This window comes from Haloarcula sp. H-hyl2, assembly GCF_056934385.1.
Genome location: NZ_JBRIIJ010000005.1, coordinates 135,883 through 160,905, shown reverse-complemented (window position 1 = coordinate 160,905; position 25,023 = coordinate 135,883). Strand labels below are relative to the sequence as shown.

General features: G+C 50.0%; 14 protein-coding genes and 8 pseudogenes. 9 read left to right on the top strand and 13 right to left on the bottom strand.

Annotated features, from left to right (window positions below; all coding sequences use genetic code 11):
- Nucleotides 1-164: 164 nt before the first annotated feature.
- Nucleotides 165-361: pseudogene (locus Hhyl2_RS20810) on the top strand (IS110 family transposase); the annotation flags it as partial.
- Between the two features lie 3 nt (nt 362-364).
- Nucleotides 365-619: pseudogene (locus Hhyl2_RS20805) on the top strand (IS1595 family transposase); the annotation flags it as partial.
- Nucleotides 620-658: 39 nt separating this feature from the next.
- Here Hhyl2_RS20805 and Hhyl2_RS20800 read toward each other — a convergent pair.
- From Hhyl2_RS20800 to Hhyl2_RS20765, 8 genes and pseudogenes are all read right to left on the bottom strand, one after another.
- Nucleotides 659-1,840, bottom strand: a complete 1,182-nt coding sequence (locus Hhyl2_RS20800; protein ID WP_483552706.1) for an ABC transporter ATP-binding protein — start codon at nt 1,838-1,840, stop codon at nt 659-661.
- 5 nt (nt 1,841-1,845) lie between these two features.
- Nucleotides 1,846-2,679: a carbohydrate ABC transporter permease gene (locus Hhyl2_RS20795; protein ID WP_483552705.1), complete on the bottom strand. Its 834-nt coding sequence runs from the start codon at nt 2,677-2,679 to the stop codon at nt 1,846-1,848.
- The gene (locus Hhyl2_RS20790; protein WP_483552704.1) at nt 2,672-3,676 is read right to left on the bottom strand and encodes a carbohydrate ABC transporter permease; all 1,005 of its coding nucleotides are present in this window, start codon (nt 3,674-3,676) and stop codon (nt 2,672-2,674) included. The genes Hhyl2_RS20795 and Hhyl2_RS20790 overlap by 8 nt, the downstream gene beginning before the upstream one ends.
- Nucleotides 3,677-3,785: 109 nt before the next feature.
- Nucleotides 3,786-5,171, bottom strand: a complete 1,386-nt coding sequence (locus Hhyl2_RS20785; protein WP_483552703.1) for an ABC transporter substrate-binding protein — start codon at nt 5,169-5,171, stop codon at nt 3,786-3,788.
- 620 nt (nt 5,172-5,791) lie between these two features.
- Nucleotides 5,792-6,956, bottom strand: a pseudogene (locus Hhyl2_RS20780) (ISH3 family transposase).
- 234 nt (nt 6,957-7,190) lie between these two features.
- A complete protein-coding gene (locus tag Hhyl2_RS20775; RefSeq protein WP_483552702.1) occupies nt 7,191-7,997 on the bottom strand; it encodes an aldo/keto reductase in 807 nt (268 codons plus the stop codon).
- A gap of 726 nt (nt 7,998-8,723) precedes the next feature.
- Entirely contained in the window at nt 8,724-10,055 is a 1,332-nt protein-coding gene (locus tag Hhyl2_RS20770) for a glycerate kinase type-2 family protein (RefSeq protein WP_483552701.1), read from the bottom strand.
- A 47-nt stretch (nt 10,056-10,102) separates the two neighbouring features.
- Nucleotides 10,103-11,259: pseudogene (locus Hhyl2_RS20765) on the bottom strand (transposase).
- 315 nt (nt 11,260-11,574) lie between these two features.
- On the opposite strand from Hhyl2_RS20765, the gene Hhyl2_RS20760 reads away from it, so the two are divergent.
- Nucleotides 11,575-12,342, top strand: coding sequence for an IclR family transcriptional regulator (locus tag Hhyl2_RS20760; RefSeq protein ID WP_483552700.1), 768 nt, complete (start codon nt 11,575-11,577; stop codon nt 12,340-12,342).
- Between the two features lie 1,183 nt (nt 12,343-13,525).
- Here the strand turns inward: Hhyl2_RS20760 and Hhyl2_RS20755 are convergent.
- Nucleotides 13,526-13,977, bottom strand: a pseudogene (locus Hhyl2_RS20755) (transposase domain-containing protein); the annotation flags it as partial.
- A 290-nt stretch (nt 13,978-14,267) separates the two neighbouring features.
- Nucleotides 14,268-15,251 carry a formylglycine-generating enzyme family protein gene (locus tag Hhyl2_RS20750; RefSeq protein WP_483552699.1) on the bottom strand — a complete coding sequence of 328 codons (984 nt, stop codon included), beginning with the start codon at nt 15,249-15,251 and terminating at the stop codon, nt 14,268-14,270.
- A gap of 412 nt (nt 15,252-15,663) precedes the next feature.
- On the opposite strand from Hhyl2_RS20750, the gene Hhyl2_RS20745 reads away from it, so the two are divergent.
- The 5 genes and pseudogenes from Hhyl2_RS20745 to Hhyl2_RS20725 form a co-directional block, all read left to right on the top strand.
- Entirely contained in the window at nt 15,664-16,656 is a 993-nt protein-coding gene (locus Hhyl2_RS20745) for an IS110 family RNA-guided transposase (protein WP_483552698.1), read from the top strand.
- Between the two features lie 609 nt (nt 16,657-17,265).
- Entirely contained in the window at nt 17,266-17,640 is a 375-nt protein-coding gene (locus tag Hhyl2_RS20740; protein ID WP_483552697.1) for a RidA family protein, read from the top strand.
- 1 nt (nt 17,641) lies between these two features.
- Nucleotides 17,642-18,280: an HAD family hydrolase gene (locus Hhyl2_RS20735; RefSeq protein WP_483552696.1), complete on the top strand. Its 639-nt coding sequence runs from the start codon at nt 17,642-17,644 to the stop codon at nt 18,278-18,280.
- Nucleotides 18,281-18,906: 626 nt separating this feature from the next.
- Nucleotides 18,907-20,346, top strand: coding sequence for a sulfatase-like hydrolase/transferase (locus tag Hhyl2_RS20730; RefSeq protein ID WP_483552695.1), 1,440 nt, complete (start codon nt 18,907-18,909; stop codon nt 20,344-20,346).
- A gap of 276 nt (nt 20,347-20,622) precedes the next feature.
- Nucleotides 20,623-20,772 (top strand): annotated as a pseudogene (locus Hhyl2_RS20725) (ISH3 family transposase); the annotation flags it as partial.
- Between the two features lie 1,219 nt (nt 20,773-21,991).
- Here Hhyl2_RS20725 and rdfA read toward each other — a convergent pair.
- Nucleotides 21,992-22,639, bottom strand: coding sequence for a rod-determining factor RdfA (rdfA, locus tag Hhyl2_RS20720; protein ID WP_483552694.1), 648 nt, complete (start codon nt 22,637-22,639; stop codon nt 21,992-21,994).
- A gap of 235 nt (nt 22,640-22,874) precedes the next feature.
- Nucleotides 22,875-23,108, bottom strand: coding sequence for a hypothetical protein (locus tag Hhyl2_RS20715; RefSeq protein WP_483552693.1), 234 nt, complete (start codon nt 23,106-23,108; stop codon nt 22,875-22,877).
- A gap of 329 nt (nt 23,109-23,437) precedes the next feature.
- Here Hhyl2_RS20715 and Hhyl2_RS20710 point away from each other — a divergent pair.
- Nucleotides 23,438-23,607, top strand: a pseudogene (locus Hhyl2_RS20710) (IS1595 family transposase); the annotation flags it as partial.
- A 33-nt stretch (nt 23,608-23,640) separates the two neighbouring features.
- Here the strand turns inward: Hhyl2_RS20710 and Hhyl2_RS20705 are convergent.
- A pseudogene (locus Hhyl2_RS20705) lies at nt 23,641-24,911 on the bottom strand (IS4 family transposase).
- Between the last annotated feature and the right edge of the window lie 112 nt (nt 24,912-25,023).

The window sequence follows — 25,023 nt, the reverse complement described above, 5'->3', positions numbered from 1 at the left end:
AGATCGATCTATGACATGCACCTCCAAGTACGGGAGGGTGACGGGCCTCGGATGCGAAGGAACAGGAGAATTGGGATCACAGCCCGGCTGACTGCCGTCAGCCGAGGCTGCAAGCCCGCAGCGATGTCATTCCGCTTCACGCATTCAGGACTCCAAAGGATACCATGACTGCAACCACTGATCACTACCTCGACATTGACCTCCACAAACAGCAAGCGCAAGTTGCTGTTCTTGACGATGAAGGCGAAGTCGTTGAAGAAGTCCGCGCCCCCAACGCGGACCTCGACGAGATTGCACAGAAGTACGCTGGGACGCTGCACTCGAAGCGGGAAGCAACTACTTCACGATTTACGATCGGCTTGACAGGGCGCAGGAACCGCTCGAAGAAGACGACACATTCGACCACGAATACGTCGTCCACGGCAACGGTAAATACGCCGTCGGTGACGTACACGTGAACCCTTCGAGACCAACGGATTGCTGCCGCGACGGTGGCTCTCACCGAGGAGTGTCGAAAGACAAGCTAACACTGTATCTCAGAACGTTTCAGCTCCGGCGTGAACTCTACAGAAAACCAAGTGACGAAGCGTTCAAACATACTCTCGATACTGTCCTCTGAAAATCAACAACGTGCTTCCCAAGGGCGTATGGCTATAGTTTAAGATTCTTGTGTGGAACCATCTTCTGCAAGGGTAGCACTGTCTGACGTTGCAATTTCCTTCGTGGCGTTGAATTGATTGTCAGCGGCCGCATCAGATTTTACTTTAAGTGATTCTTCGGTGTCAACATCGAAGATATACATAGATTCTTCGTCAAAAGTTAGTTGAATTTCATCATGGCGTTCAGGACGAACCTGATTATTTGCCCTGATGATGAACTCTCTGTCCCCAACAGTAGTGTAGAGTATGTTCTCATTGCCCATTGGCTCAACAACAGATACCTTTGCAGTCATCCCATGATCTCCTTGCGAGGTTGCTTTGATATCTTCTGGACGAAGTCCTACATTGACCCGTTCCTTTCCCGCGATTTGGGAGCTATCTCGAAGATCGATTCGAATGTCACCTGGCCCAATCAAGACATCCTCTTCAACAGTAGCTTCGAATAGGTTCATACTGGGGTCTCCGATGAAAGAGGCTACGAACTGATTGGTGGGAGACAGATAGAGTTCTTCTGGTCTACCAACCTGCTGGAGTTTACCTTCGTTTAGGACCGCTATTCGGTCACCCATTGCCATCGCTTCAGTCTGATCGTGAGTAACATACACGGTAGTGGTATCCAATGTGTCCTGCAATTCCTGGATCTCAGTCCGCATTTCTGTTCGTAGTTTTGCGTCTAGATTTGATAATGGTTCGTCCATCAAGAATACCTGTGGCTCTCTCACAATAGCTCTCCCCAAGGCAACCCTCTGCTGTTGTCCACCAGACAGTTCCTTTGGTTTATCATTCATCAAGTCCGAAATGCCTAGCATTTCGGCTGCATCCTCGACTTTATTATTGATTTCCTCTGAAGTAAGTTTAGTAGATACTCTCAGACCAAAACTAATATTTTCCTTAGCGGTCATATGTGGATATAATGCATAATTTTGGAATACCATCGCGACATCACGACCGGTTGATGGGATGTCAGTAACGTTTTCCTCACCGAACTTTATTTCACCATCAGAAACACTTTCTAACCCGCCAATACACCGTAAGGTGGTTGTTTTGCCGCAACCCGATGGACCGACCAATACAAGGAACTCTCCATTTTGGATTTGAAGATCCATATCATCAACTGCAACGATACTTTCCGATCCGTCACCAAACTCCTTCGTGATGTCACTGAGTTGAATTTTTGCCATTTTGATCACTCCTTAACTGAACCTGCAAGAATTCCACGGACAAAATACTTTTGTAGGACAACAAAGACAATAAACAGTGGAATAATAGCAAGCGCCGCCGCCACCATAATTTGATCATAGTTCACTCTACCAACACGAACAAGCTGGCTGATTGCCAGAGGAATCGTGTACTTACCCTCTCGAAGGATCACTAGCGGGAAGAGGAATAAGTTCCATTGGAACAGGAATAGAATAATCCCTAGAGCAGCCATTGACGACTTCATTGTTGGGAGAGCGATTCGGTAGAACACTTGGAACTCAGTTGCTCCATCCATTCTGGCTGACTCAAGCAGCGAATCCGGGATTTTCTGCATATTCTGCCTCATTAGGAATATCCCAAGAGGGTGAGCTGCATATGGCAAAATAATCGCAATGAAGGTGTTTACGAGATCCAATTTTGCCATCATCAGGAAGTATGGGATAACGAGAATCTGAATCGGCAAAGTTATTGTGGCTAGAATTAGATAGAAGACCGGTTTTTGAAACCGGAAATCATATTTAGCGAATGCAAATCCGCCCATGGCGCAAAGGAACAACGAGATTGCAGTGTAAACTACTGAAACGCCAACGCTATGGCCAATACTATCCACATAGTCAATATTCGACTCCAAAGAGATGAAATTTTCGAGGAAATGTTGACCAGGAATCATTGGTACACCACTTCCAATAAATGCTTCCTCAGGGATTGTAGACACTACAAGAACCCAATAAACCGGAAGGAGCATAACTGCTGTAACAGCTAAGAGGAAAGCATAAATCCCGAATCTCTGGAAAGCAGACCTCTGTGTTTTGTCATGCATCAGAACCACCCACCTTCATTTGAAGATAGGCAATGAATATGATTACACCAACAACAACGTACGTAATAGCGCTCGCATAACCTAATTCAAAATTAATAAATCCGACCTCATAAATATACGGAACCAATGTTTGGGTACCGACGCGTGGTGCTCCGCCATCAATCATAATTTTTGCTTCTGGGAAGGTTTTGAATACACCGATAGTGGTAGTAACTAATACGAACAAGAGAATTGGCTTGAGTTGAGGAATAGTTACATATCGGAACCTTTCCCATTGGTTAGCTCCATCAATTCTAGCGGCTTCATACAATTGCTGGGGGATCGTTTGCAATCCCGCGACCAAGATAATCATGTTATAACCAGTCCATCTCCAAGTTTTCATGAACGCTATCATTGTCTTTGCCCATGTGGAATTTCCTATCCACTCTTGCGGTGAGAGTCCAATTGCTACGAACAGTGAATCGAGTATGCCGTTAGGTTGAAGAATAACGAGAAACACGACCGTGTAAGCGACTGTTTGAGCCGCAACTGGTAATGCAATAATCGATCTGAAGAACCTTTTAAACTTCACGAAGCTAGCGTCTAATATAAGTGCCAACGTCAAAGCTAACGCCATTAGAAGTGGAATCTGAATGACGAAAATAAAGAGCGTGTTGAGGAACGCTTGATGGAATACCGCATCACCAAGGAGTCGTTCGTAATTTTCCAAACCTACGAATTCTAGATCTGCAATTGTGGTGACGGTGAAATCGAACCAACCTAAATCAATCCAGAAGAGTGTTTGACCACCCACTCCTTGAAACTCAAAGAACGAAAGGTATAGAGAATATACGATAGGAAATGCTAGAAATATTGAGAAGAAAACGAAAAATGGAGATAGGAATATATATGGTGCTCCTCCGGGGGATGGAAGAATCTCGGTCAACTTCTGTCGTTTATACCGAAACCTATCCATCATCGAGGGAGAATTTTCTTGACCGTGTTCTGTAGCACTCATGTTTTCGTACGAGGTCATAGGTAGTAATATGTCTAACTGTTTAGTCGCATGCAGAATGATCTTGGCTATGGCTGAAATAGCATTTACTCTATACTATTATTGTGTGTTATCAGGCGAGGTCACGATCGGTACTATTTTTCACTGTTTCGGCCGCTCGCTGCATAGCTTTATTAGGACTAACATCATTTTTGACCATATTCCGAATTTCGGAGACAATAGCGTTTGATACTTGAGGAGTATCCGCGGTAAATTGGTAGCCAGGGATATTTTCAGCTACTTCAGTAAAGACTGTCCCAACTTGTTGGCCATCGAAGAATTCATCCTGCTGTTTGAATGCCTCATCGTCATAGATTGCCGAGTAGGCTGGGAAGTTACCCTTCTCTGAATACGTCTTAATCATCGTTTCGTCATCGGATGTGGCATATTTCACATAATCCCAAGCTCTTGCCAATTGTTCATCAGACAGTTGGTTCGGAATTATCAACGAGGAACCACCATTTTTACTTGCACGATTTCCACCTTTTTCAAAGGCAGGAAGTTTCATAACGCCCCATTTTCCACTGGTGTCCGATAATTCTGCTTTAAGAGTCCCGGTAAACCAAGCGCCAAACGCGATGCTTGCGGTTGACCCAGATTGGAAATTGGAGAACCAGTTTTGCGTCCAACCAGAAGTAGTATCCGCTACTCCCGCATCAATCATATCTTTCATTAGCTTTGCAGCTCGAACACTTTTCTCTGAGTGAATGTTGATGTCACCTTCCTCAGTAAATTCGTTCCCACCCAGCTGGCGGAAAAGGAATCTCCACGTATTAGCATATTCATTTGGTGCTAGGCTAATGAGTGATTTGTCTTCCTCAAGCTTACTCCCCTCTTCCATGAAATTATCCCATGTCTCAATGCTGCTTGGGTCAATCCCGGCTTGTTCGTATACGTCTCGGCGATAATATACCACTGCCGGACCGATATCCCATGGGATAGCATAAATACCACCATCTTTGGAGACGGCATCCCACGTACCAGACACGTAGTCGTCTTTTATTTCTTCGCTATTGATTCGGGAAGAGAGGTCTGTCAAACTACCAGTATCAATCATACCGGGAATTGAATACTGTTGGATCATCGCCGCGGCAGGAGCATCCTCTCCACTGATTAGACTCGCTTTCAGCTTATCTTGAAGGTCCCCGGAGGTCATGTTAGAGACGGATACCTTAGCACCCGTCTCCGCATTATACCTATCTGCGACCATCTTGAAGGTCTCAGCATTAGCTGCGCTCCACATCTTGATACTTTCCGCCATCCCTTGGGCGGTAGTTTCCGAGGTGCCAGCCTGTCCTGGATCGTTCGTGTTTCCTTCTGATTCAGTAGTCCGTTCACCTGCACCACACCCAGCTAGACCTGCTGCCCCTGCTACAGCTAGTCCCCTAATGAGATTCCGACGAGAAAGGGATTTCGAGACATTGGTACCACTATAGTGGCTGTTGCTTTTGTTTGCCATCGCGTTTGGCAATATACAATCATACTATATATATTTACCGTACGTGTTTAGCACCAAACTGATTTCGGCACCCTCACGATTAGAGATCACTGTTTCCGGAATCTGAGGGGGCTGCCGAGCAGCAGCCGGAAGGTAAACCAATCTACCGCACCTTCGAGCAGCTGTGCGCCGCTCTCCCGGGGACCGGCTTGACAGTACATGGACGAGCAGAACTACATCAGAGGGTACAGAAAGAGATTAATCGCTGATTGAGCGGTCGGTTCCCGACGTGCTGGTGGCTACAATACTCGGGAAGATCGAAGTGGATCTCAATCCCCGGGTCACCATTGTCAGTGAGTCATACTCTCCCCAATGAACAACACCGCTGAAAACGCGCTTCCTAAACCGGGAGTACTCCGGAACCCCATTGGAACGCTTTGGAATGACCGAGGAATGTTCACTCATAATCAGTACCTCACAAAACTCGCCAGTTAGCTTGACCTGAGCCACCTGTTCTGTTGTGGTGAGGCGTCGGTCACGGTTTAGCAACGCTGATCGAAGGCGGAGCTGTCGCTGTCGGCGGCGGTCAGCCGCCGACGCGACAGCGTTGCCACTTGCGAAGACCCTAGCTCGGTCAGTGGCTACCGGTAGAACCGGTCGTCAGATGGGCGGTTCGCGGGGACGGTCCGACGCACCGCGAGGGCCGTCCACGCAGCCCGTCGAACCATATTGACGAACTCCTTGTACGGCCACCACCAGAGGCGACGCCCGCCTCGGCGGGGCGTCGCCACGTATTCGTAGTGGAGATACCGCCACGCATTCTGCAAGAGGAGACTCACCACGACGTATAGCAGTCTCACCGTCGCGTCTCGCGTCGTTGTCGTCGCTATCGCTTGCTCGGACAAGCGATAGCTCAACTCAATACCGAAGCGTTTGCTGTAGTGGTATCGAGCTTGGCGTGGTGTCTCGATAAACGGTGCGTCAGCGGCGTAGCCGTGACGCGCCACGCTGTTCTCGTCATACCGTCCATTCAGGTACGTACAGTCGATGTAGACAAGAAACTCGACGGTCAAGCTTTGACCGCCGAGTTTCCCTGTCAAATCGTGCTCGATGACGCGACTCCACCCTTCTGCGAGTTCCTGCTGAATCGCCCCACCCCCCGGATGATCGGCATCACGTACGCGTAGTTGTGCGCTTGGAGCAGCGTGAGACACTTGCTGTCGTAGAATCCGCGATCAAGGTAGACGGCCTTGACCTCGGTGTCAAGGCCGTCAATCAGTCCAAGAAACTCAGCGAGGACGGTGTAGCGGTGTCGCCGTCTTCGAGACGGCGCACCGCCAGTGTGTGCCGTTTGTTCTTCACACGCGCGTAGAGCGTGGCGTAGGCGTGGAACGCGGTGGTTCCTCGTTTCGCCTCGGAGTGGTAGAGGCTATCTGTTTCATCTTCGTCACCGTAGTAGGGTCGCAGGTGGAGGTCTGTGCAGGCCTCCACCTGCTTGGGGAGGAGTTCGACGATATCTCGCCGAAGAAGCGTGTTAGCGACTCGTTCGAGCCGGAACGGCTCGAACTTCGTCCGCAGATGGTAGAGGATCGTGTTCGCAGGCGGTGAGTCCTCACTGGAACTACACAGCGTAGAGACCGAGGTCCCGTCGGCGCATGCGCCGACGAGGACCTCGTAGATGTCCTCAGCTTCTATTTCAGCATTACCGCCGAGGTCAAGATCGATTTCCTCGGTGAGCGTGTTGACGAGAAAATTAAGGAACTGGTCTTCGTGGATCTCATTGTCTGCTTGCTTGGTCTTGAACACACCATCAGCAAGCAGACGTTCTAACTAACCGGCTTTGTGAGGTACTGATAATACCTTGCTATCCCTACTGGAGACGTGATCTAGAGGGAACGCAATCCCTGCAAAGAGTTCAAACGAGTTACCCGAGACAGCAAGATAGTCTCATTAATTCAGGCTGCGCCCGCTGTCGCGCTCTCGAAGCAAACTCGTATCATACATTTTCCGCAACAAAATCACCAGACAAGCCTTGTGAATTCAGTTATCGAGCCAGGGTGCTCCATCACGTTCGACATACCGCTCCGTCTGTTCAATCCCCTGGATTCGTTCAATATCTTCTGCGTTGAGTTCGAACTCAACAGCACCGAGGTTGTCCTTTAGATGCGACTTCGAAGTTGCCTTCGGTACGACGCTAACATTGTCCCGTGAGAGCAACCATGCAAGGCTAACTTGTGCTGGGCTACTATCATATTTTTGAGCAATATCTTTGACCTCCGGAATTTCGAGTACATTTCCACGTGCGAGCGGAGAATACGCAATATGGTGATAATCATTCTCTTGCGCATGTTTGACAAGCTCATTCTGTTGCAGGAGAGGGTGTGTCTCTGCCTGGTGAGCAAATAGGTCAGACTCAATATGCTCCATTGCCTCCTCCAGTTGTGCGATACTGAAATTGCAGACGCCAGCATAATCTATCAGCCCTCGGTCAATGAGTTCATCAAAGGCCGGCATCGTTTCTTCTGCTTCGTAGTTTCCAACTGGCCAGTGAACGTATAGCAGGTCCAGATATTCGAGTCCAAGCCGGTCAAGAGTCACCTCCAACCCTTCAATAACTTCGTCATATGCTAAACCAAACTTTTCTGCATGAACTTTCGAGCCTATGAATATATCCTCGCGAGGTACGTCGGCTGCTTTGATACCCTCGCCAACAGCCACCTCATTCCCGTAGTATTGAGCTGTATCTATATGTTGATACCCCAATTCGAGAGCGGTAGAGACGGTATGCGCACAGGTTTCTGGATCAGTGTTCTGCCATGTACCGAGCCCAATTTCTGGTAGACTCATATAGAGTACGTTTGAGGGAGTTCAAATATTTCTTTTGATGAAGTTTGAGGAGCGAAACCTTCAGTAAAAGGCACGTTTACATGACCTAGAAAGCTCTTTAAGCACTATTAGACCTAAAGTATCAAATAGCTGAGTGGTGACAATCATCAACAGCCATCAACTGTTTTACCGTCCGATTTCATGCGAGGGTCGTCGTTACTTCAACTATCCCACCCTACTCGCGCTGACGCGTTCGTCGAATGTTTGTTTGCGGATAGTTTCTCGGCATAGGACTCACACTGACGCAACCTATTTGCGGCGTGGGACCAGGGGTCAGAGGTAAGTTACGCAGCCTTGACCTCCCTTCTATCCCGTGTATGGCCAGCCAATAAAGATCCATATGACATCACATTTGCTTTGACGGTCCAGCTTTCAGGACTAGTTGACTTGCGACCCATCAACAGCAAGAAACGCATTTAAAGCTTGTTTGAAGCCAGCGCTTGTGACTGTCTGTAGCCCACCCCTGACAGTCGTAAGTTCGCCGTGCGCGTGAACACAAGAGTCATCAGCGACTTCCCTACTCACTTGTTGTGGCAGTTCATAGAGAATCTACACACCTACCCGCGAGTGAAGACCGTTTTAGACACTACTACAACGGAGAGTTGGAAGCGAACGCGATTAAACAGACGCAATTAGCAGAGGTCGAAAGCAGGTGTTCTCAAGGAGAATTTCATCGGGTGAGCTGAATTAATTAGGTTGTCCAATAACAATAATAATTAGATCGTTAACATTTGTTCCTGTTGGACCAGTGTGAATAGTAGCTCCGATTTTAGAGAGATAAGTTCCTGCGTCATGTTTGTTGAGGAATGTTCCGGCTTGCTCACGGTCCCTTACGGTGTTACGGTCTACAATCGCACCTGCGACATCCGAACTACCATCTTCACCATCGGTGTCGACTGCAGTGATGACTATGTCATCTTCAAGATCTAGTGCGGCAGAAAGAGCGAACTCCTGATTTGGTCCACCCTGCCCATAGTCATTCGAGATAGTAACAGTACATTCACCACCACCGAACAGTACCGCCGGCGGTTCGACAGGATTTCCAGTGGCAATGCATTCCTCGGCGACAGAGAGAACAGTCTTTGAGACCTGGGTTGCTTCTCCCCTCAGCCGCGATGAGAGAACCATCGGTTTATATCCCGCATCATTGGCGACAGTACACGCAGCTTCTATCGCATGGGTATTACTGGCTATTAAATGGGTTTCTGTGCACTCAAAAGCAGGGTCATCCAGGAATGGGGTTTCAGAGATATTACCGTTGGTGCCTGCATTGAGGTGATTACGTACAGCCTCAGGAGGGTGGAGCTCGTATCGGTCGAATACTCGTATTGCATCACTGAAACTACTCTTATCTGAAACCGTTGGCCCGCTTCCGATGACTGAGACGTCATTTCCAGTTACATCTGAAACGGTCAATGTTGCAACTGTGGCTGGAGTGGCTTTTTGAGCTGCACGACCCCCTTTAATATTCGATAGATGTTTTCGGACCGAATTTATTTCTTGGATTGGTACACCGCCTTCAAGTAGTAATTTGGTTGTAGTATGGATATCATCGACAGTTATGTTACCGCTGGGGGACGTAAGCAAGGAACTTGCTCCTCCAGTAACAATGAATAAAATAAGCGTTGAGGAATTGGCAGATTCAACAAGTGTAAGCAAACGCTCTGTTGCATCCACATTCCGTTGTGTGGGAAGCGGATGATCTCCCTTAATACAATTGATATTTTTTAAATTAAATTCGTCTTTAGAGATCACCAACCCATCGGTAATCATTGGCCCGAGTATTGATTCAAGACCAGCCGCAATTCCGTTTGCAGCTTTCCCGCCCCCCACGACAAGTATCTCCTCATACTCGTTAAGATCATACTCCGTGTTTCCGATTGTGAGTTTCTCACCATTCAGAGAAATTTCAGAATGAATCGCACTCTTCGGAGCGGCCGCTTGGATAGCCTCCTCAATACAGTTGAGTGCCAAGTCATGAGCGCTACTCCTAACGAGGTCTTCTCGGTTCTTAATCACACGTCGAAATGTGCATCATTGATAAAAAATCTATGTGTTTCACCAGCTCAGCTTTGCACGTTAGCCTCGGCTGTTGGGTGAACGAGGAGGTGGTCGATCTCTTCCATGAGATTTTCGACGCTTCAATCATCATTGTGCCAAACCCACGAGAGAAGGTTGTACAGGGCTTCTTTCAGGGAGTTTACGAGGTTCGCTCGAAACGATGACGTCTTCGGGCGAACTGTCCCCAAGGCGCTAGAATCAGGATCAAGACGAACGAGACTGTAGGCAGCCATAGAAGGTGCCAGTGCCAACTAGCACTGTCGTCGGTCTGCATCTCGCAGTCTCTTAGACCGAGATCCTGTTTCGAGTCCTCGAAGAGCGTCTCGATGCGCCACCGCATCCCGTAGGAATGGATCACGTGCTCAGTCGGTGCGTCGATTTCTTTCTCGGCGATGACCAGCTTCACGTCTCCCAACTGGGAGACGGAAGCTTCTTCGTCCAGATGTGGTCCGTGTCGTCATCGACATCACGCTCGACCGTGTCGATGCGCTCTGCTAGCGCATTGACGCGGAGTTCCTCGCCGTCGTAGGTCACCTTTCGATAGCTCCAGAGCAGGCCGATCCAGTCCTTGCCGTAGGATTCGATGTGTCCGGGCAGGCCGGAGTCGTGAGCGAACCAAGAGTCGAAGAGGTAGGTGTACCTGCAGAGACCCACCTCTTCTTCGAGTTCAGTGACGATCTCACGGGCGGGATCGTACTTGTGGTCGTGGTCTTGGTCGTCTTCATCCTGTTTTTCTTAGAGGCGGAAGGCGAGTGGATAGGCTGTTTTGTCGTCAGCGTAGGAGGCGTAGATGAGATCTTGGCCCCAGACAGTGTCACCTTCGGCGTGATCGTAGAAGTGGTCGACGCCGGGATTTCGTCCCGGCTTTCTCGGTGATCGTGTCGTCAAAGATGATGTACCCATCCTTCGACCAGCGCGTTTCACCGTGTTTCTGGAGTTCCTCGAGACGTTAGTGGTTGAATTGGAGTTCGTCCCAGTCATACTCGGTGAGGAACTTGATGAGAGCTCGTTTTCCGCTGGCTGGAAGAACTTCGCGTACGATACCCGCCGCGGTCTTGTTGCTGGCTGCAACAAGGCCCAAGGCGTAGGTTTTGGCGTAATGGCGTTGTGCTGGTGACAGCGAGTCGAAGTCGTCGAACACGCGCGTACACGACAGGAAGATTCTTAATCGGCATCACCCGTCTTTGCTATCGCCTACGTCACGCTACCACTTCAACGTAGAAAGCTGAGTTTCACCAGAAGACCGAGGCAAGGTCGCACGGTAAGACAATCTAATTGTCAGTAGCTTCTTGCGAAAGTCAATAGGGCTCAGTGATATCAACTCATCACTTATATTATAGATGGGTTCAACAGCTGGATATTAAATAAGGTGGGCGGGGACCAGTTAGTGGATTAGCGAAAGCAAATATAGGAATAATGAAAAAGTATCAGTATAAATACATTCAAATTTATAACACCGGAACAGCATACTGTGGATATGGCCGATGAGAAATCACGAAACCGAGTCAAAACTGCTCACACTACGTTTCGAATACTCAGCAAGCTCAAAGTCAAAAATGAGGCTACAGTAACTGAACTTTCAAGAGAATTTGATTTATCGAAGAGCAGCCTACATAACTACCTTAGTACGTTGGAAGAAGATGGTTACGTCATCAAAGATGGCAAATCGTATCGGATTGGACTAAAACTACTTGATCTGGGAGGACACGCCCAACACAAACAGCGTCTTTACACGATTGCAAAAGATGAAGTCTCCACCTTGGCCGAAGAAACAGGAGAGCTAGCAAATCTGTTGGTTGAAGAGCATGGAAAGGGGTTTTATGTTCACCGAGCGCACGGTGAGGATGCAGTCAAAACCGACTCATATATTGGACAAGAGGTGTATCTACATAACACTGCCCTTGGCAAGGCGATTCTAGCACATCTTCCGCAAGATCAGGTGATGAATATTCTCGATCGGCATGGAATGCCTGCTTCGACTGAGAACACTATAACAGACCCCGATGAGCTCCACGAGAAACTTGAGCATATCCGTGAAGTTGGCTATGCTCTGGACGATGAAGCCCGAGTCAAGGGACTCCGCTGTGTTGCTGTGCCAATAATCAACAACAACGATGAGGTAGAAGGTGCAATTAGTGTCTCTGGCCCTACCAGCCGATTCCAAGATGAACGATTCCAGCAAGAGCTACCTGACAAGCTCCAAAGTGTAGCGAATATAATCGAGCTTAATATTACATACACCTAATTCCAGTACGGTGAGCTCCTCAAATCGGAACAGGTAATCAAGGTGTTTCTGAGGCTGCTGGATGTTGTAGTTGCCCAGACCAAGAGAGATCATGAGGTTATAGACAGACCGTTTTAATTCGCCGTCTCAGAGTCTTTTAATCTCATTCTTGCTCTATTTTCAGATATTGGACCCTGTCAGATCTCTCTACTCAACTAAGACTAATATCGAAGTATCCAGGAATACTGAATAGAAGTTATATATACTATAGGCGCCGCACATTTCTCTATTAGCCTCTCCAGTAGTCCTATATAATGAGGTTGGGGGATCGCAGATATAGTGAATGTCTTTCAGTATTGGTACACCTGACTTGATTAAAAAGGTATCAAGAATCACATTTGCAAATATATTGGAAGTCAAAATAAAATCCCCCACTCCATTACAAACATAGTTGTGTAATTTTGTCTTGGAAGATGTATGTGGAGTATAGTATTTTATTCCCCAATCGCCTGGAGGGATATCCGTCTTCGTTTGAGTAGATTAATTTCGGTTGTAGCAGTAGCTGAGTTATTCATATTATCAGTGGTTGACTGAGATCCTTTCCACATTACTTGGACATCCGAAAAATTCAGACGCTCAGGAACAATCCTCCGCTCGTGAACAATCACGCCGAGTCATTACAAACATAGGTCTGTAATTCTCGGTCACGAAGTCATATAGACCATAAGATTTTATATCCATTATACATAAACAGATGTATATCTACGTTTTGATAAATGAATTTTGGTTGTGGCAGTAGCTGAGTTGTTTTAAGCCATCGGATTGTTCTTAGCTGAATCACATTCTACTATAGTTGAATATCGGGTGTGGTTCAACCTCTCAACCCTATCCCTATGCGTATAATCATGTCTTGTTCAGTATTAGTGGAGATACTTTGCATATGGCAAGGTTCTACGACAACATATTATTCGTGTCGGCACCGTCTATTTTTGGATGACCTCACCAAGCGTTTTGCCATCGAGTATTTAATTTGGTCGTTCATGATTGTAGTGGTGTCTAAAGCGTCGGAGCCACTGTTTCGCGCAGGATTGACTGCCCTCCAGTAAGAGTGAAAGCGGTGGATCCGCATGGTCACAGTCTAGAACCACTTTCCGAGATGGCTCCGGATTCAGTGGTCAAGCCGACCGCTCAAATCGTGTCATGAAAGGGCAGTCAGATAGCCACCAACATCGGCGAGAAATTCTGTATTTGTGACTTCGCGTTTCCGCTGCAGTTCGTTGAGAAAGATTTCGGTGAGAACAGTGGTTGTCGTCGCAAACAGTCGGATGGGAAGCAGTTAGTTCGTTACTGAATCGGCATCAGCGTATAGCCAGAATTGCTGGGTGTTGATTCGAATCACTGTTTCGTCAAGCGCAATCTAATTCGAGGCTTTCCCGGATTCTGGCTGTAGATCGGCCTTCTTGACCCAATCATAGATTGCTTTCCTCGATCGTTATACACCCAGATAATCGAGCAATCCGACCACATTCGACAAATATAGGCCCGTAACATGCGATTGAATATCCACCCCCGTCGCTTGCTCGGGTGTCCGCTCGCGCCCAAAAATTCCAAATTAATCCAATCTCTATGACTGACGAAACGGGCGGTTTCTTCCATGAACCTGCAAGAAATTCTCCCGCATCACTTGTCTGCCTTAATTAAATACATTCCATTTAATACTAAGGTGATTTACGTATACGGCTGTCCACACCCATCGCCAAATAGTGCTTGGTCCCCTGTCGCCAATGAAACGACCAGTGTGGCAGCAATGGCGCACAATCGTTAGTTGTTGAGCTATGTAGCTGACCAGCCCAGTCCGCCTCGCGGCACTGGCACATATATCAATGGCGCTCCAGTTTGAAATACTACAATTTGGTTGATATTTATAAATATCCCGAAACAGCGCTTCATTCCGCCACATTAACCGCACACCGGAACCCAATATTGCCAGTCGAACTGTCTGGCGTGTTTTTCGACCGTGCAGCTACGCGGTAGCGATTGCACCACGAATGGTGACAGAGATAAGAACCCCCTCGCATCACTCTAGTCTCCCCATCGTCCGGACCAGTCGGGTTAGTATTAGAATATGCGCTGGTCGTATGATAGTCTGCACTAAACCAGTCAGCACACCATTCCCAAACATTTCCGGCGATGTTGTAGAGGCCGTGCGCGTTAGGTTCGTACTCGTCCACGGGCGCTGTCCCAGTATATCCATCTTCTGCAGTGTTTAGCTCGGGAAACTTCCCTTGCCAGATATTGCATCGATGCTCACCGTTGGGGCGTAGTTCGTCTCCCCAAGCATAGCGCTTCTGTTCTAAGCCGCCGCGGGCAGAGTACTCCCACTCAGCCTCCGTCGGGAGGCGTTTGCCCGCCCACTCGGCATACGCGGCCGCGTCCCGATAAGATACGTGAGTTACCGGATGAGTTAGCCGATCCATCTCGATGACGTCGGTACTGGGGCCTTCTGGACGGAGCCAGTTCGCGCCTTCAACAGCAACCCACCAGGGTGCTTCAGCGACCGAGTCCAAAATGTGTTGCCGGTCAACCTCGGTGACAAAGTCCTCGAAGACAAACGACCAGCCGTAGCGTTCGGCATCAGTGGTATAGCCCGTTTCGCGAACGAATACCAGAAATTCGGCGTTCGTCACAGCATGCTTATCTATATAAAAGGGGCTAAGTTCCACCTCTCGGACCGGCCCCTCACCGTCCTGCGGAAATCCCACGTCATCATCGGTCCCCATCAGGAAACTACCACCATCAAGACGTACCATTCCATCTGTGCGTTCCTCGTCGTCGGTCGCTGGGTTAGTACTGATCGACACATCGTTCGCTCTCACAGTCCTTTCGCTGCTCCGGGAAGCAGTGCAACAGGCAGGGTTGTCTTCGGCCATATCCGGAGGATTGTTTGAGCACCTACCTAACGCTTGCGCCGAGTTACCCGGGTAGTTTACACTTGACTGTGCGGGCCCGCCAGTCGAAGAATTATTCTTGTCGATCTTATACTTGAAAGCACTAATCAGGTTGTCCGACGTTAAGAAGCCAATCTCCAGTTAGTCTGCTAGTTACAGTCGAGTAATTCGACTGTCGCTCTTCCGAAGGAGATTGACTCTATGAAAATCCTGCTTTGAAGCCCCTGTGGCGTGAATCAGGAAACAGGGGTTGAGTGAGATCGCGTATCAACAGGTGCATCAAGCACGTGAGATTGACCGATCCAGGCTGTGAAAGGATGAAGATAATTGTGCCACAGAGCACGTATAGGTGTCTCTCCGATTCACGCCAGTTCAGCCCCAACGGAGGCGTTGTATGTACCTCGGCATCGACACCCACAAACGGTATTCGCAGGTTGCCGTCGTCAACGGCGACGGCAACCTGCAAGACGAGAGCCGCCTGCCAAACGACCGTCTTGACGAACTCGCCGAACAGTATGCTGGAAGTGAAGCTGCCATCGAAGCCTCGGGCAACTACCGCCCGATCTACGAGATGCTCGACGAGCATCTCGATGTAACCCTCGTGAATCCATCAAAGAACCGGATCATCGCCGATGCGACGATCAAAACAGATCGCGTCGATGCGAAGAGACTCGCGCATATGCTCCGGGCGGATATGCTCGCTGAGAGCTACGTGCCACCGGACGAGATCCGCACGTTGCGGGATCTCGTCCGGACGCGCAAGTCGTTAGTCGAAGAGCGGACTGCTGAGAAAAACCGCATCAGAGCAGTCCTCACTCGTACCGATAACACGTACGACAGCGAGTTGTTCGGCCCAACCGGACGAGAGTTCCTGGAGGAACTCTCGCTCAGCGAGGCCGATCGCACGATCATCGAAGCACACCTCTCAGTGATCGACGCTTACGATGAGCAAATTGAATCACTCGAAGAGAAGATCGAACAACGTGTTCTGGAATCGGCAGCAGCCCAACGGCTGCTGACGATTCCGGGTGTTGGCCAATTTACTGCTGCCGTGATTACTGCTGAAGTCGGTGAAATCGATCGGTTCGATGAAGACAAAGAACTCGTGAGCTATGCAGGACTTGATCCGACGGTTCACCAATCTGGTGACAAAGAGATCCGCGGTGGCATCAGTAAAGAGGGCTCAGCGCCGTTGCGCTGGGCCCTCGTCCAGTGTGCAAGCATTGCTGTTCGTTGCGACGACTACTTCGGGAACTTCTACACGCGGTTGAAAGAGCGGAAAAACCACCAAATCGCTATCGTCGCAACAGCTCGGAAGATGCTGGTCTCTATCTTCCGTATGCTCACACGAAAGGAACCATACGATCCACCGGAGGTGAGTGTCTGAGCGATCTCCCGGATCGCTCAGACACGGGTTCGCTTCTCGCCCGCACAGCAACCGCTACCGCCATCACGAGTCCCCAGCCTACCGGCCGACGAAACGGCCGAAGACCACCGCTATCTGGTGATTCACTTCTGTCCATTCGGGTGAGCTGAAGCTCACCCAAATGATTATTATCAGTCACCCGCTATCTCACGTTGCAAGATTTTCATAGGTGTTGATACTGCGTTCCGTAGTAGGTTGATAACTGAACCCGGTAGTTTGAGCACTTGACCAGTTCGTTCTCGTTGAGCCTAGTTCAGCATAGAATCGCAAGACTGCTCTCCATCAACAATGTGCTACGCAAGAACGTTCGACGGTATACGACAGCGAAAGCCCCACAACGTGCGATTGAATACCCAGTCCATCGCTACCCCAGGTGTCCGCTCGCGCTCCATAAAATCCAAATCAATCTACTCTCTATGTCCGCTGAGGCGGCTGGTTTCTGGCATGGATACCAAGAAATCCACCCGTCTTGCTTTTTATGCGTAACTATACACTTCTTCTTGTCGACCGCCAATACTTATTAGTCAGAGTCCAAATGCTTATAATACCAGACATAGACGAAGTTATACAATGAGAGAGATTGTTACTGACGAGGCACCGGAAAGTATCGGACCGTATTCGCAAGGAATCGTGAGCGGGGACCGCATCTACGTCTCTGGACAAGGTCCGGTCAACCCCAAGACTGGTAACGTCGTCGATGGGTCACCTGCTGAACAGACGCAACGAACGTTAGAGAACGTCGAAGCAATTCTTCAAGCGGTCGATGCGTCGCTAGACGATGTCGTGAAGGTAACGGTATTCGTAAAGGATATTCGATATTACGATGAGGTCAACGATGTCTACAGGGAACTTATGACCCCACCATATCCCGCTCGGAGTGCCGTCGAAGTCGTGAAACTCCCAGTCGACATCGACGTCGAGATTGAAGTCATCGCCGAGCGGTAAGATGACACGACTCGTTGTTTTTGATTTGGACGGCACCCTCACTCGACAGCGAGATGGGTTCAACCTGCTGCACACACTTTACGGGACCACTCCAGTCGGTGATGAGCTGATGGCTGAGTTCAAATCTGGGGAGATGACGTTTACGGAGTGGTGCCGGTCGACAGTAGACGTGTGGGCGAACGCAGGAGTCACGGCTGAAGATATAAACCGAGCGACGCGTGCGGTCAAGCCAAAGCGAGGTGCAGTGGCGGTTCTGGAGCGGTTGAGGAGCGAGAATATCCCATTCGGCGTACTCAGTGCCGGTGTGGGTGATTTAGCGCACCGTTTCGAACAGTACAGTCCTGTATTTGTCCACGGGAACATGCTTCGTTTCTCGGACAGTCGACTGTCAGGAATCAACGTCGGTGTTGGTCCGTCGGAGAAGGGGGATATCCTACGAAAGATTCGCGAACACCGGCCAGGCGTCGATATAACGTATATTGGCGATTCACACACTGATACGGAAGCGTTCGTTGAAGCGGACACTGGAGTCCTGTTTCACCCGGACGAACGTGTCCCAGATGCGGCTGTGGCCGCAGCGAATACGATAGTTGACTCCAGCGACCTCCGCGACGCTTCCGAGTTCCTCTTAGATAGCTGAGTCCGACAGGATCACAGCTGGGATCTCCCGTTACCCTCGTCAAACGATGTTGACAGTGAACCGATGACGCAATATCAGGGAGGAGATCACAATTCAATTCATAGTCATTGTATCGGTCGGAGATCGCACCGGTTAAGACTGTTCGTGGTGAGTCGCACAGGAGAAAATAGCCTCCAGCCGGTGATAGTGAGAAACGGGTTCCTTGAATAATAAACACACCCCCGTCTCCAGTGATTTGCGAACAGAGTGACCACTCTGAGCTACAACGGTACCACATATTGTCCCAGGTGATGTACGTCATCAACGAATCGGTATAGTGAGTATCGGCATATTGTTTCACTACTGGCCTATCGCCGACAGCCACGACGACAAATCGGTTGCTCCGGACGCCCTTGACAACAGCGTTGATATTGAGACCCTTTTGTGTCGGTTGCGCGACTTGTCGGCGTCAGTTGATCGAGCCCCTCTCTTCGATCCTGTGTGGTATTGCGAAATCCATCGTTATAATTCGAACTTTACTCCTGCCCAATTTTGCCGCGTGGTCAATCACAAGATTACCACGGAGCGGACAACTTTTCCCATCGATCCCGCTATTTTTATGATAAGTCATCACTTCCTGTTCAGGTATGGCTGATCGACCGAACGTGGTCCTAGTCGTAACGGACACCCAAGGCTTGAATGCCGTTGGTGATCTTGGTGGCGCCGGCGAAGGCGTCATCAATACGCCAACGCTCGACCGACTCGCCGACGAGGGTGTTAGCTGTTCGAACGCCTACGCCGGTGCGCCCATCTGTGGACCTTCACGCAGTTGCCTGTTTACAGGACAGTACCCACATAACGCCGGGAGTTGGACAAACAACGTCATGCTCTACCAGGGTGTTGAGACTATGGGAACCGCCTTTCGGGAAGCCGGGTACCGGACCGCCTATGTTGGGAAATGGCACCTCGACGGTGACTATCATGGCGACGGCGTCGCGCCCGAACCCTACGAGCAGGAGTACTGGTACGACGGCGAAAACTACCGTCAGGACATGGGCGACGAGTTCTTCGACTGGTGGTGGTCTGACGGAATGCTCGACAACTACAACGCTGAGCACCCTCCGGAAGCACTTCGAGATAAGGGAATCACCCGTGAGGACATCTGGGGTGGTCGTATCGTCGACCGGGCCCGCGAGTTCATTGAGGACGTGGACGACCAACCGTACTTTCTCGTTGTCTCGATCGACGAACCTCACGAGCCAAGCCTCTGCCCACCAGAATACGCCGAACGGTATGTGGACGACCCACCTGAACTCCCTGACAACTACGAGACAATCGAAGAGCTCGAAGACAAGCCTGCCCACCACCAACGCCGTGCAGATGAATTCCTGAACGGAGAATTCTTTATCGACTCGCTATCGAACCCGGAATCGGGCGTCATTCCTCGGCCGGTATACTTCGGCTGTGCGGAATGGGTTGATAGCGAAATTGGCCGCCTACTCGAGACAGTCGATAACCACGACCGTGAGAACACTATTGTGACGTTCACCTCTGACCATGGCCACCACCTCGGCGCCCACGGACTGGATAGTAAATGGGCTACGGCATACGAAGAAACTGCCAATGTCCCACTGGTGTTCCGGTATCCCTCTGCCCTGCCAGCTGGTGAGCTCCGTAAATCCATCACCTCCCACGTTGACCTCCGCTCGACGCTTGTCGACTTAGCAGGTCTAGACGCCGACTTAGACATCGACGGCAAGAGCATGCGACCACTGCTCGAAGACGGTGAGGCATACCGAGACTCGGCACTAGTCGAATACCACGCCTTTGCCAACGATCGCACTGGCGATAACGGGTTTCTTCCCCTTCGGGCGCTTGTTACTGAGACGGATAAGCTAGTTCTCAATCTCCTCGAAACTGATGAGTTCTACGATCTAAATGACGATCCAGGTGAGGAAAAGAACCGGATCCAGGACCCCGACTATGCCGAGCGACGGGATGCTCGGTTCAAGGATCTTACTAATTTATTAGAGAAAACCACGGACCCGTTCTATGGTAGTCACTGGGACGAGCGGCATTGGAACTGAGACAGCCATCGGTTCCCCGTCCTATTATCAGCACTCATCTGTAGCCATTGCTGATTTCACACCGCCACTCGAATAGCATGTTTGAGCGTATTTCGAACTGATTTCCGAAACAATTCTAACAAAGTTGGAAGGCTCTGAGAGACAGCGCCAACTTGTCTTTGGAGATACCTCGTAGGGAAAGATTCACCGTCGCGTTAGAGACGCGTAGTTCTCGCAAGTAGCAGTCGATCACATCGGAGTTTGAGTGAAAGTGTCTGCTTGGGAAGAGTGTGAAACCTAGCGGCGCCCCGCCGTGGGGGGCGCCGCCTCTGGAGGTGACCATTTACAGAGTTCTGTGAGATGATGCTCCGCGCAGCTTAGACAGCACTTGGTGTGCGTAGGGCTGTTCCAGTGAATCAACCACTTGACGACCGGTTCTTCCGGTAGCTGTCCACCGGTCCGGACAGCCGTCGTGAGTGGCGACACTGTCGCGTCGGCGGCAGTCCGCTGCCAACAGCGACGGTTCATCCCGAAGATCACGCTCACTAGCGCTTCAACAACGCTCCACGATCAGTTCGGTCTGGTTCTCCGCCATCAGACGAGATTACATGGCCATCGATGTGATCGACTGAGTATCAATGTGCACTCGTCGCTGGCGTATTCGCTGTCGCCGTGGACGACGTATTCACGTTCAAATGTATCGTCCTTTGCCACCGGTTCTTACGCTCAAAAGCCGTCGATATAGACGGTCAACGGCTACACCTGGGGGCCGGCCAGCAGAAGTCGAATCGTCGGTCTGTGGCTTTCGACGAGATCACGTACTGTTAGTAAATGCTGCAATCCGCGATGATGAAAATGGTAGCTTGTCGCCGCTACATATATCTCTGTCGTGCGCGTGTAAATAATGAAAAGTCAGATATCTGATGGAATTCTCCATTGCTGCCGCTTCTGACTGGACAATCAGAATGGCATCGGGGACAGATAACTCCGTCACGCCAGTGAACCCGTTTCAGTAGGCCCACTGCGACCGATTACGGCCCAGATATATCAACCAGAATTATCCATGCCGGTACCGCTGACAGGTCCTTTTTGCCCACATCTCTGTAACAAAACTATAGTAGTATGATAAACTCCTACGCACGATCAATTCCTGAATTTCTTATCGACGCTACGAAACACCTTCAACTGCACTGCAACGGACTATCCCCTCGGTTTCAGATACGCCACCTCTGAAATCAGAATACCGTCGAGCATCTTTTTCGATAGTCAAAGCGTCGAAAACACGGTTTTCAGACTACTTTGATCCAGTCAGATAGTAAGCGGGCAAAATATGGCTCCAGAATTTTGCTTACTGTTACAATACTCCAACTAAATACTACTGCTAGATATACTCACAGTGATGTCAAGCGTATCGAACAAGCGACCCATTTTAGAATATATAAGAAAGGAGTAAGTAAGGTACGTACCAACGTACAATACCGGATTAAATACCAGAATTGATTTCTATTGAAAGAAATATTTCTGTAGTATTATCCATCTGACTAATCTTTCAGTCGTGCCCGACGACTCCCAGTAGTGGGGGTAGGCTGCATCGGGTTACAGGCGGGGAATTTACCAACATCAAGCGAACAATTAGTAGAAAAATCCAAATTTATTACCGAGTCAGTTATCTATCAGTTACTTCACCAGAGCAGTCACACCCACCCTCCGAAAGGAGTTGGCCGACATCGTATTGATGTCCACAATCAGTACACATTACGCTAACATCAACGAATACCTCTAGATCACCCGTCGATAGTTGATCCGATTTTCGGAGACGCGAGACAGTATTCTCCGTGACGGCGAGTGTACGGCTCTGGAGGCGCTGGACTGTTTCGATGGCATTTTCGACCTTCTCTGACTCATCTGGCTTCTCAAGCTCTGTATCATGGTATTCAGTAAGGTATGTGTGAACAGCCTGGTGGGTGACAAAGTTCGATGTCAGCTCAGCCACGTCGATATCGTTGTGTCGCAATTCGTTTTCTACGTCTGTCTTAACACCGGCACTAACGTCATCTCTCAACGCCCGGTATTTCGTCTCGATTTCGTTCTGAATAGGGTTTAATCCACTTTCGCTCAGTTCTTCGGCCAAAATACGTTTGTTGATGATATCTGCGAGATCGCGAAGACTCGTTCGTTCGCCCCCGGTTCCTGTCCAGCGTGCCTTGAGTTCCTCGTCTAGCCCACTCAACCCGTATTCGTCGATTACTCGGCCAACTTTAAAATCGGTCGGGCTACGTACAGCGTCATCAGTCTCTTCGCTTGTTTGGCTCATGTATGGTATATACACTTAGACCGTTTATAATTTATCGCTCATCTGGAGCACATTATTAATTTCATAGCGACGCCCGAATAGCGTACTTGTTTGCGCGCCGACCAGGGTTGCAAAACAACTCCCGACATAGTTGGAGGCCTTCTAACAGGCTTTGTGAGAGAGTGAGTATTGCTCAGTACAGAGACGTATTGATTTGCAGCGGTGAGCCGAGGCCGCAAACGCAGACAGGTCTATGTCACTCAGTTTTACGAAGTTTGCCATTGACTTCGTAGAGCCAGCCCCGTTCGAGTAAGCGGTCAAGAACGTATGTTGCATCACCCTCATCCTCGATATACTCGTCCTCTGTGAGAAGTATCTCATGTGCTGCCGCTTTAGATAGCTCGTCAGTGCCGGAGTTATACGCTGTCTCAAGTGTCTGGTAAGCGGTCTGGACCCACTCTGGAAGGGGTGGTTGATCAGTATCGCGCATAGCCTGTCTGAGTCATAGTTGATAACTAGCAATCTCTGTTGAGTCACACTCTGGACAGCGCCTCCGGTTGCTATCAAGCGAACTCCCACATTGACGACATTCATATCTGGTCATCCTCCCTCGGCCAGAAATTGCCGTTAATAGGTTCCGGAGCATAAAATAGAATTCAATCGCCTGCCACAAATACCTAACCCGACTAGTCAACCACATAGCTCTCAGAGCTGGCTGGGAACTACATCTGTTTTTTAAGCGATCCTCTCTATACAATCATATCTGGCACACAGGTACCATATAACCTTGACCTCTTTCTCAGCGTTCACCCGGAGGAATATGGCGTCGGTGAATACTCCGACGACGAGGTCCATGTGAACACCTGCGAGAGCCACGCCGAGGTATCTCTAAGGATAAGCTGACGCAGTATCTCAGATCCTTCTATCTCCAGTATATACCGAAAACTGGGCCAAGACGCCACAAACACGCTTTCCGAGTAACATTCTGAAATCAACAATGTGCTACGCTCATTTGTATTTAGCTAACACTCTCCCCCCTGTTGCGTGGCAGTAGCGAGTCGCTCTTGGAGGATCGGTCGTTCCTGATGGATTTTCTGGGCGTCTTCAGCCATCCGTTCTAACAGCGGCGGTGGCGAGTAGCCGAGATGTTGACCGAGGTCGTGGAGGATGAGTGGGCGTGCGACCGGAAGTCGCCGCCCAGCGTTCTGGCGGGAAGACGGCGTCATCGTCGGCGTATTCGGTAACCAGATCGAGCAGCGTTCGGCTAACGATCAACGTCAACAGCGCTGCGTACACCAGAATCTCGACGATGTGCTTTTTTGTCGTATCGAACTCATCGAGTTCGTACCGCGTCTTCAGCTCACGAAACAGCAACTCAACCTCCCAGCGACAGCGGTAGATCGTTGCGAGATCACACGGGAGAAACTCGCTTCGCGGGAGATTCGTGATGTACAGGTGGTAGTCGTCGGCGTCCTCGTCGCGGACGCCGACGACGCGGAACCGCTTAGTATCCCACGACTGCGTGCCCGCGTACTCGCGGCGCTAAAACGAGACCTCCACCTCAACGTCGATGTACTGACGCTGCAGGTCGTCAGCCACATCCTGGATCTTTTTGCCCTCCAGCGGAATGGCGCGACCGCGCCATTCCCGCAGTTCGTCCGTTATCACCCGGTTTGCACAGTCTTTCAGGCGGTTCACGAAGTACCCGCCGTTCTCGTCGATTAGCGCGAAGCGGCGGTACTTGAAGTACGCCAGATCAAGTATCGCCAACCGTCCTTCCAGCCACAGTCCTGTGTCGAACTCGGTGCTGTCGTGCGCTTTCTCGTCGGTGATGCTGAACTGATCGATGGTCTGGTCGGTGACGTTGTGGAGCAGGTGGAGCCGCGCTCCACCCTGCTCCCCTTTCCGGGGCTGAAACTCCTCGACAAGGAACTCGTGAAGCCGCAAAATCGTGCCATCAGCAACGATAATGTCCCTGAATCGGTCGAATTCGTCACTGACCGTGTGGGACAGCGACCTCGTCGATGCGTCACTCGACGAGGTCGCAAAAGAACTCTGCCAGCAGCGGCGTCAACCGCTGATAGAAGCCACCGGCGGTGAGCGTCTTGTCGGCAGTGCTGTTGTAGCACCGTCTGAAGGCAGCGAGTGTTCGGTTTTCGCCGGCGGCGAAACCGAACACGAATGCCCAGACAAGAGCCGCAATCTGGAGCTTGCCGTCCCGTTCGACCACGCCGAGTTCCTCGGCGTGCTCTTCAAGCACCGCCGATGGAAAGAGGGTAGTGAGCCGATTCACTGTTCGAGGTGAGGAGCGGTCGTCGTGCACAGACACCGCCTCCTCATTCCTCTCGAATAGTTGTCCCGATAAGCCACTGCTGTCACGCGGTCCTCGGATTAGCTAAAGACGA